The organism is Microbacterium sp. SORGH_AS_0428, from assembly GCF_031453615.1.
In the GTDB taxonomy this organism is placed as follows: Bacteria; Actinomycetota; Actinomycetes; order Actinomycetales; family Microbacteriaceae; genus Microbacterium.
Genome location: NZ_JAVIZT010000001.1, coordinates 2,034,280 through 2,049,024, shown reverse-complemented (window position 1 = coordinate 2,049,024; position 14,745 = coordinate 2,034,280). Strand labels below are relative to the sequence as shown.

Here is a 14,745-nt window from a genome sequence, read left to right as displayed (position 1 = left end):
GAGGGACCCGAAACGCGGCCAAACCACGGAAAAGGGAGCGAAACGCGTCCCTCGAACCGAAGAGGACCGGCAGTCAGGGCTCGAGGAGGGCGTCGAGGGCGATGAAGGCGCCCTCGAACTCGCCGCGCAGGCGCGCCTTCGTGGCCGCATCCGCGAACGAGATGTCGATGCCGGCGAGCGCGATCCGCTTCGCCGCGGCCGCATCGACGCCCAATGCCATGAGTCCCTCGCGGTACTCCTTGCCGATGTCGGTGCGGAAGAACATCGCATCGTCGGTGGACACGCTGACCGTGAGCCCCGCGTCGATCATGGCGCGCAGTCGGTGCCCCTCGTCCAGAGTCCAGCCCGAGCAGATCGTCGTCGACACGGGCGTCGTCGCGAACCCGATGCCGCGCTCGAGCGCGAGCGCCACGACGGCCGGGTCGTCGACGATGCGGTACCCGTGGTCGAGGCGGTCGCAGCCCAGCACCTCGATCGCCTCGCGCACCGCATCCGGCGTCGCCGTCGGCGTCTCCCCGACGTGCGCCGTCAGTTTCAGACCGGCGGATGCGGCCAGCCGGTACGCGGCCGCGAACCGGGTGGGGTCCTCGGTGTTCTCCGGGGTGAGGTCGTCCTGGCCGATGCCCACGACCTCCGGGATGCCGTGCTCGATCACCTCGCGCACCATCGCGACCGCGGACTCCGGGCTGTCGCGCCGGTTGATCGCGGCAACGATGCGGAACCCGACGCCGAAGTCGGCCTCGGCGCGTCGCAGGCCCGCGATGATCGGGTCCATCACGTCGCGGTAACCGATCCCGCGGGCGGCGAAGTACTGCGGGTTGACGTAGTACTCGCGGTAGCGGAGGTTGCCCTCGGCGACAGCGGCCCGCACACCCTCCCAGGCGACGCGCTCGAAGTCCGCCGGCTCGCGCAGCACGTCGTGCGCGGCGCGGAAGGCGACGAGGAACTCGGGCAGGTCGGCGAAGTCGAAGAGCGTCTCGGGGTCATCGCCCCACAGCTCCACGCCGTAGCGCGCGGCCAGCTCGATGAAGGTCGTCGCCGTCATGGTCGAGGCGAAGTGGCAGTGCAGTTCCGTCTTGGGCAGCAGCTGCAGGTAGTCGGCGTACGAGATCACGGTGTTCCTCCGGGTGTGCGGGGCCTGAGAACGCCCGCGCTCTTGACGACGAGAAGCCGGTACGGCTTCTCGTCCAGCGACCACCAGCGGTGCACGACGCCCCCGGGGAAGTGCACCGAGTCGCCGGCGGTCAGATCGTGCGCCTCACCGTCGAGCTCGATCCGGATGCCCCCGGCCACCACATAGAGGAACTCCTCCTCCTCGTGGGTGAAGCTCTCACCGGGCACGAGGGCGTCGGCGACGACCTCGACCGGGTGGAAGGCGCGCGCGTCGTGCGCCAGCATCCGCGCGGTACCGGATGCGAACCCCTCCGGCACGGCGCCGGATCCCGCGCGCTGGATCTCGATCGCGGATGCGGCCTCGCGCGGCTCGTCGGAGGCGGCGATCAGCTCGATCGGGCTCGTCTCCAGCGCCACCGCGATGCGTCGCAGCGACGCCAGGCTCGGCTGGGCGAGCCCCCGTTCCAGCTGACTCAGGAACGGATGCGAGAGCTCGGTGGCGGCGGCCAAGCGCACGAGGGTGAGTCCGCGCGCCTGTCGCAGCTCGCGGATGCGGGCGCCCAGACGCTGGCCGGCCGCATCCTCGTCAGCGGCGATCGTGGCGACAGGGTCGGTCATGGTCCGAGGTTATGCGGCGGGCATCGCGACGCCGTGGCGCGCCGCATAGTCGGCGACGGCCGCGAGGTAGCCGGCGCGGCGAGCCGGTGTCAGCCACGAGGCCTCGAACGAGTTGATCGCGAACTGCACCAGATCGGTCTCGGTCAGCCCCGCCTTCTCGGCGAGCGCGACGTACGTGTCGCCGACGTACGCACCGAAGTACGCCGGGTCGTCGGAGTTCAGCGTGACCTTGGCGCCCTGGCGGAGCAGCCCCACGATCTCGTCCGCCTTCATCTGCTCGGTCACGAAGGAGTTCGACACCGGGCACGTGGTGAAGCCGAGCCCGCGCTCGATGGCGAGGGCGACGAGCGCCGGGTCCTCGACGATGTTCGTGCCGTGGTCGATGCGGTCGACCTGGATCTCGTCGAGCACCGCGCGGATGTTGTCGATCGAGCCGGGCTGGTCGATGTCGCAGTGCATCGTGAGCAGGAAGCCCTCGGCGCGCGCCCGGGCGAAGACCTCGGCGAACTTCTCCGGCGGGTTGCCGCGCTCGTCGGAGTCCAGGCCGATCCCGAGGATCCACTGCTTGTAGGGCAGCGCCTCCATGAGCGTCGCGAAGGCGAACTCGGCGGAATAGTCGCGCAGGAAGCACATGATGAGCTCGGCCGAGATGCCGAGCTCGCGCTCCGCGCGCACCACGGCACGGCGATACCCGCCGATCACATCGCCGAACGGCACTCCGCGACCGGTGTGCGCCTGCGGGTCGAAGAACATCTCGACGTGCACGACGCCCTGCGCCGCCGCCCGCTGGAGGTAGGCCCAGGCGAGGTCGTGGAAGTCGTCGGCCGTGACCAGGACCCGCATCGCCGGGTAGTACACCGCGAGGAAGCTCGTGAGGTCGGTGAAGTCGTAAGTGGCCTTCACCTCGTCGACCGTCTTCTCGGCGAGCTCGATCCCGTTGCGCTCGGCGAGCGCGAACTTGAGGTCGGGCTCGAGTGTGCCCTCGAGGTGCAGGTGGAGCTCTGCCTTGGGCAGGCCGTGCGCGAACGCGGTGAGATCGGTCATACCGAAGATCTTCCTGGAAGAGGCGGATGCGGCGCGAGCCGCGAGGGTCAGATGCCGGTCTGGGCGCGCATGCCCATGCGGGCGAGGACCACGTTCTCGACGATCTGGATCACGTTGTACAGCACGAGCGAGACGATCGTGACGAGCACCACGGATGTCCAGAGCGCGCTGAACTGCGCCTGCGGGATGTAACCGGCGATCGAGCCGCCGATCCCGCCGCCGACGGCGAGCCACTCGGCGAGCAGCGCACCGGTGATCGCACCGGGCACGGAGATGCGCACGGCGGCGAAGAACGCCGGAAGCGAGGACGGCATGGCGATCTTGCGCAGCTTGGCCCAGGAGCCGCCGCCGTAGACCTCGACGAGGTCGTTCATCTGCGCGGAGGCGGACTTGAGCCCGAAGGAGATGTTCACGAGGGCGGGGAAGAGCACGACGATCCCGCCGATGACGGCGACGGTCGCGATGTCGCGGCCGAAGATCATGATGATCACCGGTGCCATCGCGATCAGCGGCACCGAGCGCAGGAGCATCGCGACCGGCATGAGCGCGTGCTCGATGCCCTTGCTCAGCTGGAAGATGCTGGCCCCGAGGATCGCGACGACCAGTCCCGACACGAAGCCGATGAGCGAGTGCCCCAGCGTGACGGCCAGGTTTCCGAACATCAGCTCGCGGTTCGCCTCGGCTGCCGGCAGCGTGAAGAGGTAGTTCCACACGTCGATGGGGCCCTTGGCGATCATGGGCGAGACGTTGAGGATCGCCAGGACACCTACCCAGAGGGCGAGCACGCCCACGAGGGTGCCGACGAAGGTCACCATGCCCCAGCCGAACGCCTTGAGGGCACCGGACGCCACCTGCTTGCGCACTGTCACCTGGAGATCGGGCTTCCGGGCGGGCGGCTGCGGGCCGGAGGGCTGGTTCATGGCTTCGGCGGACTGCCGCGTGCCGGTGGCCGCGATGGCTGCTTCGGTCACTTGTGGGCTCCCTTCGACCAGGGCGCGATGAGGCGGGCGACGAGTCCGACGAGGGCGAAGCCCGCGAGCGCCACGGCGCCGGAGGCGAGGGCGAGGGCCCAGACGAGGGGCGCGTCGGAGTTCTGCTGCGCGAGGATCATGGCCAGCCCCACCCCGGCCTCGATCTTGCCGAAGAACTCACCGAGCACGGCGCCGAGGAAGGCGGCCGGGACGGCGATCTGCAACGCGTTGAGGATGGCGGGAAGCGCTGCGATGAGACGCACCTTGCGCAGTTGCGTCAGCTTGCTGCCGCCGTAGACGGTGATGAGATCCAAGCTCGACCGGTCGGCCGACTTGAGCCCCAGCAGCGCTCCGACGACGGTCGTGAAGAAGACCGAGAGGGCGGCGAGGAAGACCGCGGTCCCGCTGGGTTCGCCCGCTTTCGGAACGGGGAACAGCACGACGGCGAGCATGCCGATGGCGACGATCGGCACGCAGTAGGTCAGAATCGCGAACTGCATGGCCACGCCCTCGAACCGCGGAACGAGGAGGACGATGAACGCGAGGGCGAGAGCGAGACCGTTCCCCCAGAGATATCCGATGCCCGCCTCGACCAGGGTCACCGAGAAGTTGCGGGCGAAGTAGTCCCAGCCGGTCGTGATGTATGCCCCGATGACGTCGGGCGGGCTCGGGATGATCTGACGCCCCGAGGGGTTGAGGAAGATCGTCGAGATCAGCCACCAGAAGGCGATGAGGGCGATCCCGCCCATGATTCCGATGACCCACGCGGGCAGGCGGACGTCCTCCCACTGGACCGCCTTGCCCTTGGGCGATGCGTCAGTGGTCGTCATCTGTCGCGGCCCCTCCCGCTCCGAACAGGAGCTCAGAGGCGTGATCGACGTAAGAGTGGAACTCCGGGCTGCGCATCATCTCGGGCAGGCGGGGCCGCGGCAGGTCGATCGTCATGACCTCCTTGATGCGCCCGGGACGCGGGCTCATCACGGCGACCTGGTCCGAGAGGAAGATCGCCTCCGAGATGCCGTGCGTCACCAGCAGTGTGGTCGCCGGCTTCTCGGTCCAGATCCGCAGCAGTTCGAGGTTGAGCTTCTGTCGGGTCATGTCATCGAGAGCGCCGAAGGGCTCGTCGAACAGCAGGACCTCGGGGCGCATGATGAGCGAGCGCGCGATCGACACGCGCTGCCGCATCCCGCCCGACAGCTGCGCCGGCTTCGCCTTCTCGAATCCGCGGAGCCCGACCAGGGCGATCATCTCGTCGATGTACGCCTTGTCGGGGCTCTTGCCCGCGATCTCGAACGGCAGACGGATGTTGGCGTAGACGCTGCGCCACGGAAGCAGCGCGGAATCCTGGAAGGCGATACCGAGCTTGTTCTCGCGACGCATCTCCCGGGGACTCTTGCCGTCCACACGGGTCGTGCCGCTCGTGGGCTGCTCGAGACCCGCGAGGATGCGGAGGATGGTCGACTTCCCGCATCCCGACGGTCCCAGCAGCGACAGGAACGTGCCCTGGTCCGTGTGGAGGTTCGTGTCCTGAAGGGCGACGACCGACTTGCGGCCGGTGGTGAAAACCTTGTTCAGGCCGGTGATCTGGAGGCCGGTGCCGAGCGCGGCATCGGTCGCGCCGGTCTCGACGACAGTGTGGGTCACGTCGATGGCTGCTTTCGCTCGGGGTCGGTGGGTCACCGACGGGGGGAGGGGAGTACGAGGGCGCCCGCGCACGGGCGCCCTCGCGGTGTCAACCTGCGTACTTGACCAGGTCGGGGTTCTCGCTGTAGAGCTCCTCGAGCAGCGAGGTGTCGAACAGCTGGTCGGCGGTCACGTCGATGCCGGCCTCCGAGAGGCTCTTGATCGTGGCGTCCTTGAGGTCGTCGGAGATCGTGAACAGGCCGTTCTCGGCGGTCTCGTCGGAGACGACGAGGTCACTCAGCTGGGCGGCGGCACCGGCCTCGGAGTTCTTCGGGTCGAGGTTGAGGTCCTTGCCGTAGTCCTCGTAGGCGAGACGCGCGCACTCGGCCGGGTCGGCGATCGCGTCGGTCCATCCCTGGATCTCGGCCTTCAGGAACGCTTTGACCTTCTCCGGGTTGTTCTTGATCATGTCCTCGGTCGCGACGAAGGTCTCGGCCGGGAACGCGAGGTTGTTGTCGGCGAAGGGCAGGTTGACCGTCTCGTAACCCTCGTTCGCGACGATGATCGCCTCGTTGGTCAGGTAGGACACGAAGCCGTCCACCTCGCCGTTCGTGAGGGGCGCCGGGTCGTACTGCACCGGCACGACCGTGACGTCGGACGTGGTCAGACCGTTGGCGGCGAGGAACGCGTTGAACAGCGACGTGTTCGGGTCCTGCACACCGATCTTCTTGCCCTTGAGGTCGGCGACCGTGGCGATGTTGCCGCCGTCCTTCAGCGAGAGGATCGTGAACGGGTTCTTCTGGTAGGTCGTGCCGATGATCTTCAGCGGCGCGCCCTCGCTCGCGACGACGGAGCCGATGGCGACGGCGTCGCTGAGACCGAAGTCGGCGGATCCGGCGATCAGCTCGGTGGCGCTCGTGGAGGGTCCGGGCACGAGCGTGGCGCTGCTGAAGCCCGCGTCGGTGAAGTAGCCCTTGGAGTCGGCGAAGAACTCGCCGCAGAACTCCTCGTTCTTGATCCAGCTGAGCTGGATCGTGGTGTCGCCCAGGCCCGCGGCGTCGCCGCCGGAGGACGACGACGAGGCGGGGTCGCTGGATCCGGCACACGCGCTGAGCGCGAGGGCCGAGAGAGCGACGGCGGCGATGGACACGGCGACGCGCGAGCGGCGTGCGGTGAAGCGGGACATAAGCTGTCTCCCGGTTTGTCGGGTGGTGCACTTCGGGTGGTTGGGATGCCGGCGCCTCCCGTGCTCGGGTTCATCCCGGCGGCAGCGGTCTGCGTGACGAGTCCGACGCTAAGCGATGTAGATTTCACGAACACTGGCGGTCGTGTTTCCGCACCGTTACACCTGACCTATCCACAGGTCGGCGTCAAGAGGCTCATGCGCGATCGCGCGGACCGATAGCCTGGCGGCCGTTCACCACAGCGAACACGTCCCCTTCAGCCTCCTCCGGCGGCACAGCCGTCCGAGCGCGCCCGAAAGCGAGTGCCCCATGCGTACCTCCCGACTCCTTGCCGCCACCGCCGTCATGGGGGCCGCCCTGTTCCTCGGCGGCTGTTTCCAGATCAGCGACCTCGGAGGCGGCCCCGAGGCGGTGCGCGATTCCGACACGGGCGAGGTGACCGACGCCGGCAAGGCCGACGTCTTCACCCTCTCGGTGGGCGACTGCCTCAACGACCAGTCCGGCGAAGAGGTCACCGACGTCCCGGTCGTGCCCTGCAGCGAGCCGCACGACAACGAGGTCTACTACGAGTTCTCGCTCCCCGACGGCGAGTTCCCCGGCAAGGACGGCGTCTACTCCGCCGCCGACGAAGGCTGCTACCCCGAGTTCGCGAACTTCGCCGGCATCGCCTACGAGGAGTCGACCCTGGAGTTCTCCTACTTCGTCCCGACCCAGCAGAGCTGGGACGAGGGCAACGACCGTCTGGTCTCCTGCATCATCTACGACACGGCCGGGCAGGTCACCGGCACGCTCGCCGGCGCCGCGCGCTGACCCATCGCACACGAAGGGGGCCGGGTCATCCCGGCCCCCTTCGTCGTTCGCGGCGTCAGGCGGGGTGGCGACCCAGGCGCTCGGCCACGCGAGGAAGATCCTCGTGCACGCGGATGGTCGCCTCCGGCGCGAGCGGGTTTGTCGAGACGCCCTCCTCGCTGACGAGACGGCCGCCCACATAGACCCGCTTGAGGTTGCGGGGCGTCATCGACAGCACGTAGCTGCGCACGGGGTGCCAGAGCGGCCCGACGTCGGGCTTGCGGGGGTCGACCACGACGAAGTCGGCGAACTTGCCGACCTCGAGGCTGCCCACGCGGTCGTCGACGCCCAGGATCGCAGCTCCCCCCAGGGTGTGCAGGCGCAGGACGCGCTCCGGCATCATCGACAGCGGGTCCTTCGTGCGGGCGCGCTGCATGAAGATGCCCGCACGCATGTTCTGCCACGGGTCGGAGACGTCCGTGCAGGCCTGGTCGTCGAGTCCCATCCCGACCTTCATCCCCATCGCCAGCATCTCCGGCACGAGAGCGACACCGGAGGCCAGGCGACCGTTGGATGCGGGCTGCCACGACATAGAAGCACCGCCGGCGGCGGTCTGCTCGATGATCTCGGGCGTGGTCTGGATGAAGTGCCCGAACATCATGCCCGGGCCGAGCGCTCCCGCATCCCGGTACATGGCGAACTTCGACTGCTGCAGCGGCACGGCCTCGGGGGATTCGAGGAAGTGGGCCTGGTTGGTCACCCCGAAGCGGCGCATCGCCTCCACCTCGACCTCGGCCGCATCCGGCCGCGGCGACCACTGCACCTGACCCATGATCGACGCGCCCAGCGCGAACGACGGGTCCATCGCGCGGGAGTGCGCGACCTCCGCCGCGAACCGGTCGAAGATCTCGTCGTCGCTGCCGACGGTCGCGTCCATGCCGATCGCGTCGACGAAGCGGATGCCGGCGTCGAGGCAGCCGTCGGCCTGGCGCGTGTGGTACTCGAGCCCGCGCATCGCGGCATTGCCGACGCGCTTGCCGTCGACCATCGATTCCCACGCCTGCAGCGGGTCGGTGAAGTTGTAGGCGGTGGTGACGCCGTTTCCGAGGAAGTCGAGGGCGCCGTGCAGGGTCGACCAGTAGATGTCCTCCGGCGTCGCCGCGGAGGTCATGCCGAGCATCGAGTCGCACCAACCGTAGAGCGTCTCGCCCACTCCGAGTCCGCGCAGTCCGCTCGTGAACAGGTGCGAGTGGCTCGACACGAACCCGGGGGCGACGAACGCGCCGTCGACGTCGAGAACCTCGTCGGCGGTGACCGTGGGGACACCCGACCCGAGGGCGGCGATGCGCCCGTCCTCGACGAGCATCCACCCGTCCTCGATGTATCCGGCGTCCTCGGTGCCGGCGGGCACGGTGATGAGGCGGGCGTGCGTGATCAGCAGGCTCATGGGGCTCCAGTTCGGTTCGGGGCGGACGACACGGATGTTGGTGACGCTAACACTGGGATGTTTCGCGCGCGTGGCGCCCGAGGCGCGTGGCCGATACCGTGCCCGATGCCCGTGCCCGAGGCGCGCTGCCGGTGTCCGAGTTGCGTCGCATCTGCGCAGATGCGCCACTTCTGCGCAGATGCGCCAGTCGATCACTGTGGCGGATGCGGAAATGTGTCGCCCTTGAGCACGCGGTGACGGATGGGACGGCACACGGCACACCCCATGGCACCCCACACACGGCGCCGCCCCGCATCCGACGCGGGATGCGGGGCGGCGCCATGGATGGCTCAGCCGGCGTACGCGATGAGGTCAGGGTTCTCCTGGTAGACCTCGTCGAGCAGGCTCATGTCGAACAGGTCGGACGCCTCCAGCGTGATGCCGGCACCGGCGAGGCTGGCGATCGTCTGCTTCTGCAGGGCGTCGGAGATGGTGAACAGGCCGTTCTGGGCGGTCTCGTCCGTGGTGATGAGCGCGTTGGTGGCCAGCAGGCCGGCGATCGTCTTGGCGGGATCGAGGTTCAGGTCGGCACCGTAGACGTCCTTCGCGAGACGCGCGCCCTCGTCGGGGTCGGCGAGAGCGTCGGTCCACCCCCGGATCTCGGCCACGAGGAACGCCTTCAGCATGTCGCGCCGGTTCTTGAGGGTGTCGTCGGTCACCGAGAACGTCTCGGCGACGAAGGGCAGGCCGTTCTCGGCGAGCGGCAGGTTGGCGGTCTTGAATCCCGCCATCTCGACCGTGATCGCCTCGTTCGTGAGGTAGGCCGTGAAGCCGTCGACCTCGCCGTTGGTCAGTGGCGCCGGGTCGTACTGCACGGGGACGATGTCGACCTGGGAGGGGTCGATGTCGTTCGCGGCGAGCAGCGCCGAGAAGAGCGCGCGGTTGGAGTCCTGTACGCCGATGCGCTTGCCGATCATGTCCGAAGGCTTCGTGATGTTGCCGCCGTCGGCCAGCGACAGGATGGTGAAGGGGTTCTTCTGCAGCGTCGCGCCGATGATCTTGATGGGCGCACCCTCGGTGGCCACCGCGGTGCCGGCCGACACGGCGTCGTTGATCGCGATGTCGGTCGTGCCGCTGAGCAGCTCCGCGACACCGGTCGAGGGGCCGGGGATCAGCTGCACCTTTCCGAGGCCCGCTTCCTCGTAATAGCCCTTCGAGTCGGCGAAGTACTCGCCGGCGAACTCCTCGTTGAGGATCCAGCTGAGCTGAAGGGTGACGTCGCCGAGACCGGCTCCGTCGGACGATCCGGATGCGGCCGGCTCACCCGACCCGCCGGCGCAGGCGGTGAGGGCGGCGGCCGAGACGACGAGCCCGGCGAGGGCGACTCCCAGGCGGGATCGGTGGCTGCGTGACATGGGGGCTCCTGGTGGTGGATGGGTGGGTCAGGGGGTCTTCACGAGCGGCGCGGCGAGGTCGGCGACCATGCGGTCGGCGCGCTGCTGCAGGTCGCGCTTGCTGTCCGCATCGAGCCAGCTCGCCTCGATCGCGTTGGCGGTGAAGGAGGCGAGGGTGTCGAGGCCGTACCCGAGCGCGTGGGCGAGCGCGCGGTAGTCGTGGGTGGGGTCGGTGCCGAACATCGGCGGGTCGTCGGAGTCGATGGTCACGAGCAGCCCCGCATCCACCATCTGCTTGATGCGGAGGTGGCTGCCGTCGCCGCTGCCGGAGTAGCGGCCGATGTCGCTGGAGACGGGGGTGCAGGTGAACGGGATGCGCTCCTCGACGCACCGGCGTGTGATGTCGGGGTCGTCGACGACGTGGTAGCCGTGGTCGACGCGGCTGCACCCGAGCAGGTCGAGGATGGTCTCGATGTTGTGCGGCGGCCCCGATTCGGAGTGCGCGGTGCGCTGCAGACCGGCCTCGCCGGCGAGCCGGAAGGCCTTCCAGAACTTCTCAGGCGGTCCGATCATCTCGGAGTAGTCGAGCCCGATCCCGATGACCTCGTCGTAGGGGTTCGCGATCATCGTCTCGACAAGTTCGGTGGCGGCGCCCGGAGTGTCGTTGCGGTTGAGGCCGACGATGAGGTTGCTGCGGATGCCGGTGTCGGTCTCGGCGTCGCGCATCCCGGCCCGGACGCCGTCGATGATCGTGCGGTACCCGATGCCGGGATGGCCGGGGGGGCTGAGGAAGATCTCGCGGTAGAGCACGTTGTGTGCGGCGCCTCCCGCGGTCAGCGACTCGTAGGTGACGCGATGGAAGTCGTCGACGTCGCGGATGACGGAGCCCGCCACATCCAGCACGCGCAGGAACTCGTCGAGGTCCTCGTAGCTGGCGTGGTCGAAGAGGTTCTCGGCGGTGCGTCCGCCGTCGAGCGCGACGCCGTGCTTGGCCGCCAGTTCCACGAGCGTCGTCGCCTGCACCGAGCCGATGAGATGGCAGTGCAGGCTGACCTTGGGCAGGCCCCGTACGATCCGCTCGATCTCGGCCGATGCGCTCATGGGCTCTCCGTGCTCTTCTAAACTGAGGGAGACATCCTCGGTGATAACTGACAGCATTCATAATCGATGGATGCGATGACGAGAGCATTCGGCAGACGTTTCCGGAGCGTAAATTGAGCGATCCCTCCCTCGATGCCGACCTCGGCTCGGTCGTCGGCGCCGAGATCCGGCGACTCCGGGATGCGGCCGGACTCTCGACGCGCGAGCTGGCCGCCGCGGCGGGGATGAGCCAGCCGTTCCTGAGCCAGATCGAACGCGGCGCGAGCGCGCCGTCGATGGCGTCCGTCTACCGCCTCGCCCGCGCGCTCGGGGTGCGACCCGGCGACCTGCTGCCGGCTGTGGGCGTCGACGAGGTCGACGTCGTCCGCGCCGGCCAGGGACGCCGCATCCCCGTCGCCGAGCGTGACGATGCCGCACTCGGACGCGCGCTGCTACTGCGCGAGAGCTCGGCCCTCGAGGTCGTCGAGTACGCGTTCGGCCCCGACGAGTACATCGCCGAGTGGTTCGAGTCGCCGGGCGAGAGCGGCCTGTATCTGGTCTCAGGGCGCCTCGAGGTGGACGTGCTCGGCGCCGGCACCTACGCGCTCGAGCCGGGCGACTTCATCCGCTTCCCCGCGGGCGCCCGCGACCGCTGGCGTCTCGTCGGCGAGGAGCGCGTCGTCGCCCTCTTCGTCACGAGCGTTCCGCGCCCCCGCTGATCCCCCGGCCCGGCGCCTCGGCGCAGGCCCCTGCGACGCTCCCGGCGCGGTCTCGTGCCGAACTGCCCGGCGAGCTTCCGTTTCGAACTGCGACGCAGGTGCGCAGGTGCGACACAAATGCGCAGATGCACCTGTCGAAGACTGTCGCGGATGCGGAAAAGTGTGGCGGACGCGGGCGGGACAGCCACCACGGATGCGGAAAAGTGTCGCGGATGCGGGCGCGGCAGTGCCGCAGCCCCCCACGCCGCCGTCAGCGCACGCGGACGTCGGCGGCGAGCGCCAGCACCGACTCGGCGAGGGCACGGATGCCGAGAGCCACATCCGGCGCCGACACCGACTCGCCCGGATGGTGGCTGATGCCGTCGGGGTTGCGCAGGAACAGCATCCCGACGTCGGTGATCGCCCCGATCGACATCGCGTCGTGGCCGGCGCGGCTGAAGATCACGGCGGGGTCTTCGCCGCCCGGCGCGTCCGCGGCGCCGATGCCCTCGCGCACGACGTCCTGCAGCAACGGCGCGCACATGACGGCGGCGGCGCTGTGCACTTCGCGTGAGCTCCAGCGCAGCCCGCGGCGACCCATGATCGCGTCGAGCTCGCGGGAGAGCTCGTCCCACACGTGGTCGCGGGTCTCGTCGAACTCGCCGCGGAGGTCGAGGGAGAAGCGCGCTTCACCGGGCACGACGTTGACCGCACCCGGGTACGCCTCGAGCTGGCCCACGGTGCCGATGATGTGGTGCTCGTCGCGGCAGATGCGCTCGACCGCGAGCGCCGCCTCGCTCGCACCCAGCAGCGCGTCGCGGCGCATGTCGTACGGCGTGCCGCCGGCGTGGCGGGCCTCCCCCTCGACGACGAGCTGGAAGCGGCGTGCGGAGGCGATCGAGGAGACGACCGCGAGCGGCTCACCGCGCCGGTCGAGTTCCGGCCCCTGCTCGATGTGCGCTTCGAGATACCCGACGAGTTCGTCGGGTCGTCGGGCGGCCTCGCCGATGCGCGCCGGGTCGAGCCCGAACTCGAGGAACGCCTGCCGCAGGCTTGTGCCTTCGGCATCCGTCAGCGCCCACCAGTCCTCGTCCCACAGTCCCGCGACCGCCGAGGAGCCGAGCAGGGCCTTGCCGAACCGCGTGCCCTCCTCGTCCGAGAACGCGACGACCTCCAGCGCGAACGGGAGCGCGACGCCGAAGCGCCCGTCGCCGACCGGCGTCCGCAGGAGCCGTGCGATCTCGAGCCCCATCAGCACGCCCACGATCCCGTCGAAGCGTCCCGCGTCCAGCACGGTGTCCAGGTGCGAGCCGATGATCAGCGCGGGCGCGTCGGGATCGAGTGTGTCGCCGACGACGCGATCGAGTCGGCCGATCTGGTTGCCCGCCGCATCCTGTCGCGTGCGCATGCCAAGCTCGCGCATCCACTCCGCCGCGAGACGGTTGACGCGCGCGTGCTCGGGAGAGAGGTAGACCCGCTCGATGCGGCCCGGGGTCGCCGTGACGCGCGCGAGCTCGTCGCACCTCGCCATCACGCGCCGCGCGGCGGCCGCGATGCGGTCGGGCGAGACCTCCAACATCATGCGCGCCCCGCGAAGACGTCGGATGCGGCCTCCACGCCGCCGCCGGCGGGAACGGCGACGCCGTGGCGGCGCAGCACCGCCTCGAGAGCGGCCAAGGTCGTGAGCACCGTGTCCTTGCGGGCGTTGTAGCCCATCGTGCCGATGCGCCACACCTTGCCGTGCAGCGGGCCGAACGACGTGCCGATCTCGATGCCGAAATCCTCGAGCATCGCCGTGCGTGCCGCATCGCCGGGCACACCCTCGGGGATGTACACGGCCACGACGTTGCTCATCTTGTGCGCGACGTCTCCGAAGACGGCGAGGCCGAGCGCCTCGACGCCGGCGAGCATCGCGCGGCCGGCGAGCTCGTGCCGGGCGATCACCGCGTCGCGGCCCTCGAGGAGCAGCAGGCGCGCGCACTCGCGGGCGCCGTAGAGCATGCTCGTCGCCTCGGTGTGGTGGTTGAGCCGGCGCGGACCCCAGTAGTCGAGGATCATGCCGAGGTCGAAGTAGTTGGAGCGGACGAAATCGGGCGCGTCCTCATCGCCCGCCTCGCGGATGCCGGCCTCGATCCGCTTGCGGGATCGGATGACCTCGACGGCGCGCTCACTCAGCGTTATGGGGGCGGAGCCGCTCGGGCCGCCCAGGCACTTCTGCAGGCCGGCGGTCGCCGCATCCAGTCCCCAGGCATCGGCCTCGAACGCGTTGCCGCCCAAGGATGCGGTGGCATCGGAGTAGAAGAGCACCCCGTGCGCGCGGCAGATCTCGCCGATCTCCTCCAGGGGCTGCAGCATGGTGGTCGAGGTGTCGCCCTGCACGAGCGCGAGGAGCGTCGGCTTGACGCGGACGACGGCCTCTTCGATCTCCGCGGGGGTGAACACCTGACCCCACTCGGTCTCGATCGTGTGCACCTCTGCGAGCGCGCGTTCGGCGATCTCGGCGAGCAGGTGCCCGAAGCGTCCGAACACCGGCACGAGCACACGGTCGCCGGGACGTACGAGGCTGACGATCGCGGCCTCGATACCGGCGCGGGACGTGCCGTCGACGAGCAGGGTCGCCTCGTTCTCGGTGGCCCACACCTGCCGGTACAGCTCCTGCGTCTCGTTCATCGTGTGGGTCATGAACGGGTCGTACTGGCCCACGAGCGGGGCCGACATGGCGCGCAGCACCGACGGATAGGCGGAGATGGGGCCCGGCCCCATGAGCAGGCGGGCGGGCGGGTCGATCGGGAGGGTGTCGGTCAT

The 14,745-nt window shown here is 69.4% G+C and carries 14 protein-coding genes; 2 read left to right on the top strand and 12 right to left on the bottom strand.

Annotation, left to right across the window (positions count from 1 at the left end):
- Nucleotides 1-73: 73 nt before the first annotated feature.
- From add (QE374_RS09880) to QE374_RS09850, 7 genes are all read right to left on the bottom strand, one after another.
- Nucleotides 74-1,114 carry an adenosine deaminase gene (gene add / locus QE374_RS09880; protein ID WP_309734440.1) on the bottom strand — a complete coding sequence of 347 codons (1,041 nt, stop codon included), beginning with the start codon at nt 1,112-1,114 and terminating at the stop codon, nt 74-76.
- The gene (locus tag QE374_RS09875) at nt 1,111-1,731 is read right to left on the bottom strand and encodes an XRE family transcriptional regulator (protein ID WP_309734437.1); all 621 of its coding nucleotides are present in this window, start codon (nt 1,729-1,731) and stop codon (nt 1,111-1,113) included. The genes add (QE374_RS09880) and QE374_RS09875 overlap by 4 nt, the downstream gene beginning before the upstream one ends.
- 9 nt (nt 1,732-1,740) lie before the next feature.
- The gene (gene add / locus QE374_RS09870) at nt 1,741-2,775 is read right to left on the bottom strand and encodes an adenosine deaminase (protein ID WP_309734435.1); all 1,035 of its coding nucleotides are present in this window, start codon (nt 2,773-2,775) and stop codon (nt 1,741-1,743) included.
- Between the two features lie 47 nt (nt 2,776-2,822).
- Nucleotides 2,823-3,746, bottom strand: a complete 924-nt coding sequence (locus tag QE374_RS09865; RefSeq protein WP_309734434.1) for an ABC transporter permease subunit — start codon at nt 3,744-3,746, stop codon at nt 2,823-2,825.
- Nucleotides 3,743-4,576: an ABC transporter permease subunit gene (locus QE374_RS09860; RefSeq protein ID WP_309734432.1), complete on the bottom strand. Its 834-nt coding sequence runs from the start codon at nt 4,574-4,576 to the stop codon at nt 3,743-3,745. The genes QE374_RS09865 and QE374_RS09860 overlap by 4 nt, the downstream gene beginning before the upstream one ends.
- Nucleotides 4,563-5,390 carry an ABC transporter ATP-binding protein gene (locus QE374_RS09855; protein ID WP_309734430.1) on the bottom strand — a complete coding sequence of 276 codons (828 nt, stop codon included), beginning with the start codon at nt 5,388-5,390 and terminating at the stop codon, nt 4,563-4,565. The genes QE374_RS09860 and QE374_RS09855 overlap by 14 nt, the downstream gene beginning before the upstream one ends.
- 88 nt (nt 5,391-5,478) lie before the next feature.
- Nucleotides 5,479-6,555, bottom strand: a complete 1,077-nt coding sequence (locus QE374_RS09850; protein ID WP_309734429.1) for an ABC transporter substrate-binding protein — start codon at nt 6,553-6,555, stop codon at nt 5,479-5,481.
- A gap of 307 nt (nt 6,556-6,862) precedes the next feature.
- Between QE374_RS09850 and QE374_RS09845 the strand changes: the two genes are divergently transcribed.
- Nucleotides 6,863-7,363, top strand: a complete 501-nt coding sequence (locus QE374_RS09845) for a septum formation family protein (protein WP_309734427.1) — start codon at nt 6,863-6,865, stop codon at nt 7,361-7,363.
- Nucleotides 7,364-7,418: 55 nt separating this feature from the next.
- On the opposite strand, the gene QE374_RS09840 is transcribed toward QE374_RS09845, so the two are convergent.
- The 3 genes from QE374_RS09840 to add (QE374_RS09830) all read right to left on the bottom strand — a co-directional run bounded on the left by QE374_RS09840 (nt 7,419) and on the right by add (QE374_RS09830) (nt 11,263).
- Nucleotides 7,419-8,789, bottom strand: a complete 1,371-nt coding sequence (locus tag QE374_RS09840) for an amidohydrolase family protein (protein ID WP_309734425.1) — start codon at nt 8,787-8,789, stop codon at nt 7,419-7,421.
- Between the two features lie 329 nt (nt 8,790-9,118).
- Nucleotides 9,119-10,183 carry an ABC transporter substrate-binding protein gene (locus QE374_RS09835; protein ID WP_309734423.1) on the bottom strand — a complete coding sequence of 355 codons (1,065 nt, stop codon included), beginning with the start codon at nt 10,181-10,183 and terminating at the stop codon, nt 9,119-9,121.
- A 27-nt stretch (nt 10,184-10,210) separates the two neighbouring features.
- Nucleotides 10,211-11,263, bottom strand: coding sequence for an adenosine deaminase (gene add / locus QE374_RS09830; protein ID WP_309734421.1), 1,053 nt, complete (start codon nt 11,261-11,263; stop codon nt 10,211-10,213).
- 113 nt (nt 11,264-11,376) lie between these two features.
- Here add (QE374_RS09830) and QE374_RS09825 point away from each other — a divergent pair, with 113 nt between their 5' ends.
- A complete protein-coding gene (locus QE374_RS09825) occupies nt 11,377-11,961 on the top strand; it encodes an XRE family transcriptional regulator (protein WP_309734418.1) in 585 nt (194 codons plus the stop codon).
- 250 nt (nt 11,962-12,211) lie between these two features.
- On the opposite strand, the gene QE374_RS09820 is transcribed toward QE374_RS09825, so the two are convergent.
- Both QE374_RS09820 and QE374_RS09815 read right to left on the bottom strand, forming a co-directional pair.
- Entirely contained in the window at nt 12,212-13,522 is a 1,311-nt protein-coding gene (locus QE374_RS09820; RefSeq protein ID WP_309734416.1) for an allantoate amidohydrolase, read from the bottom strand.
- Nucleotides 13,519-14,745, bottom strand: coding sequence for an alanine--glyoxylate aminotransferase family protein (locus QE374_RS09815; RefSeq protein ID WP_309734414.1), 1,227 nt, complete (start codon nt 14,743-14,745; stop codon nt 13,519-13,521). Before QE374_RS09815 ends, QE374_RS09820 begins: the two co-directional genes overlap by 4 nt.

What these genes read in the sequence shown, in the direction of transcription:
- QE374_RS09845 (WP_309734427.1), top strand. Translation starts at nt 6,863, where the DNA reads ATGCGTACCTCCCGACTCCTTGCCGCCACCGCCGTCATGGGGGCCGCC.
- add (WP_309734421.1), bottom strand. Translation starts at nt 11,263, where the DNA reads ATGAGCGCATCGGCCGAGATCGAGCGGATCGTACGGGGCCTGCCCAAG.
- QE374_RS09840 (WP_309734425.1), bottom strand. Translation starts at nt 8,789, where the DNA reads ATGAGCCTGCTGATCACGCACGCCCGCCTCATCACCGTGCCCGCCGGC.
- QE374_RS09835 (WP_309734423.1), bottom strand. Translation starts at nt 10,183, where the DNA reads ATGTCACGCAGCCACCGATCCCGCCTGGGAGTCGCCCTCGCCGGGCTC.
- QE374_RS09815 (WP_309734414.1), bottom strand. Translation starts at nt 14,745, where the DNA reads ATGACCGACACCCTCCCGATCGACCCGCCCGCCCGCCTGCTCATGGGG.
- add (WP_309734435.1), bottom strand. Translation starts at nt 2,775, where the DNA reads ATGACCGATCTCACCGCGTTCGCGCACGGCCTGCCCAAGGCAGAGCTC.
- QE374_RS09860 (WP_309734432.1), bottom strand. Translation starts at nt 4,576, where the DNA reads ATGACGACCACTGACGCATCGCCCAAGGGCAAGGCGGTCCAGTGGGAG.
- QE374_RS09850 (WP_309734429.1), bottom strand. Translation starts at nt 6,555, where the DNA reads ATGTCCCGCTTCACCGCACGCCGCTCGCGCGTCGCCGTGTCCATCGCC.
- QE374_RS09875 (WP_309734437.1), bottom strand. Translation starts at nt 1,731, where the DNA reads ATGACCGACCCTGTCGCCACGATCGCCGCTGACGAGGATGCGGCCGGC.
- QE374_RS09820 (WP_309734416.1), bottom strand. Translation starts at nt 13,522, where the DNA reads ATGATGTTGGAGGTCTCGCCCGACCGCATCGCGGCCGCCGCGCGGCGC.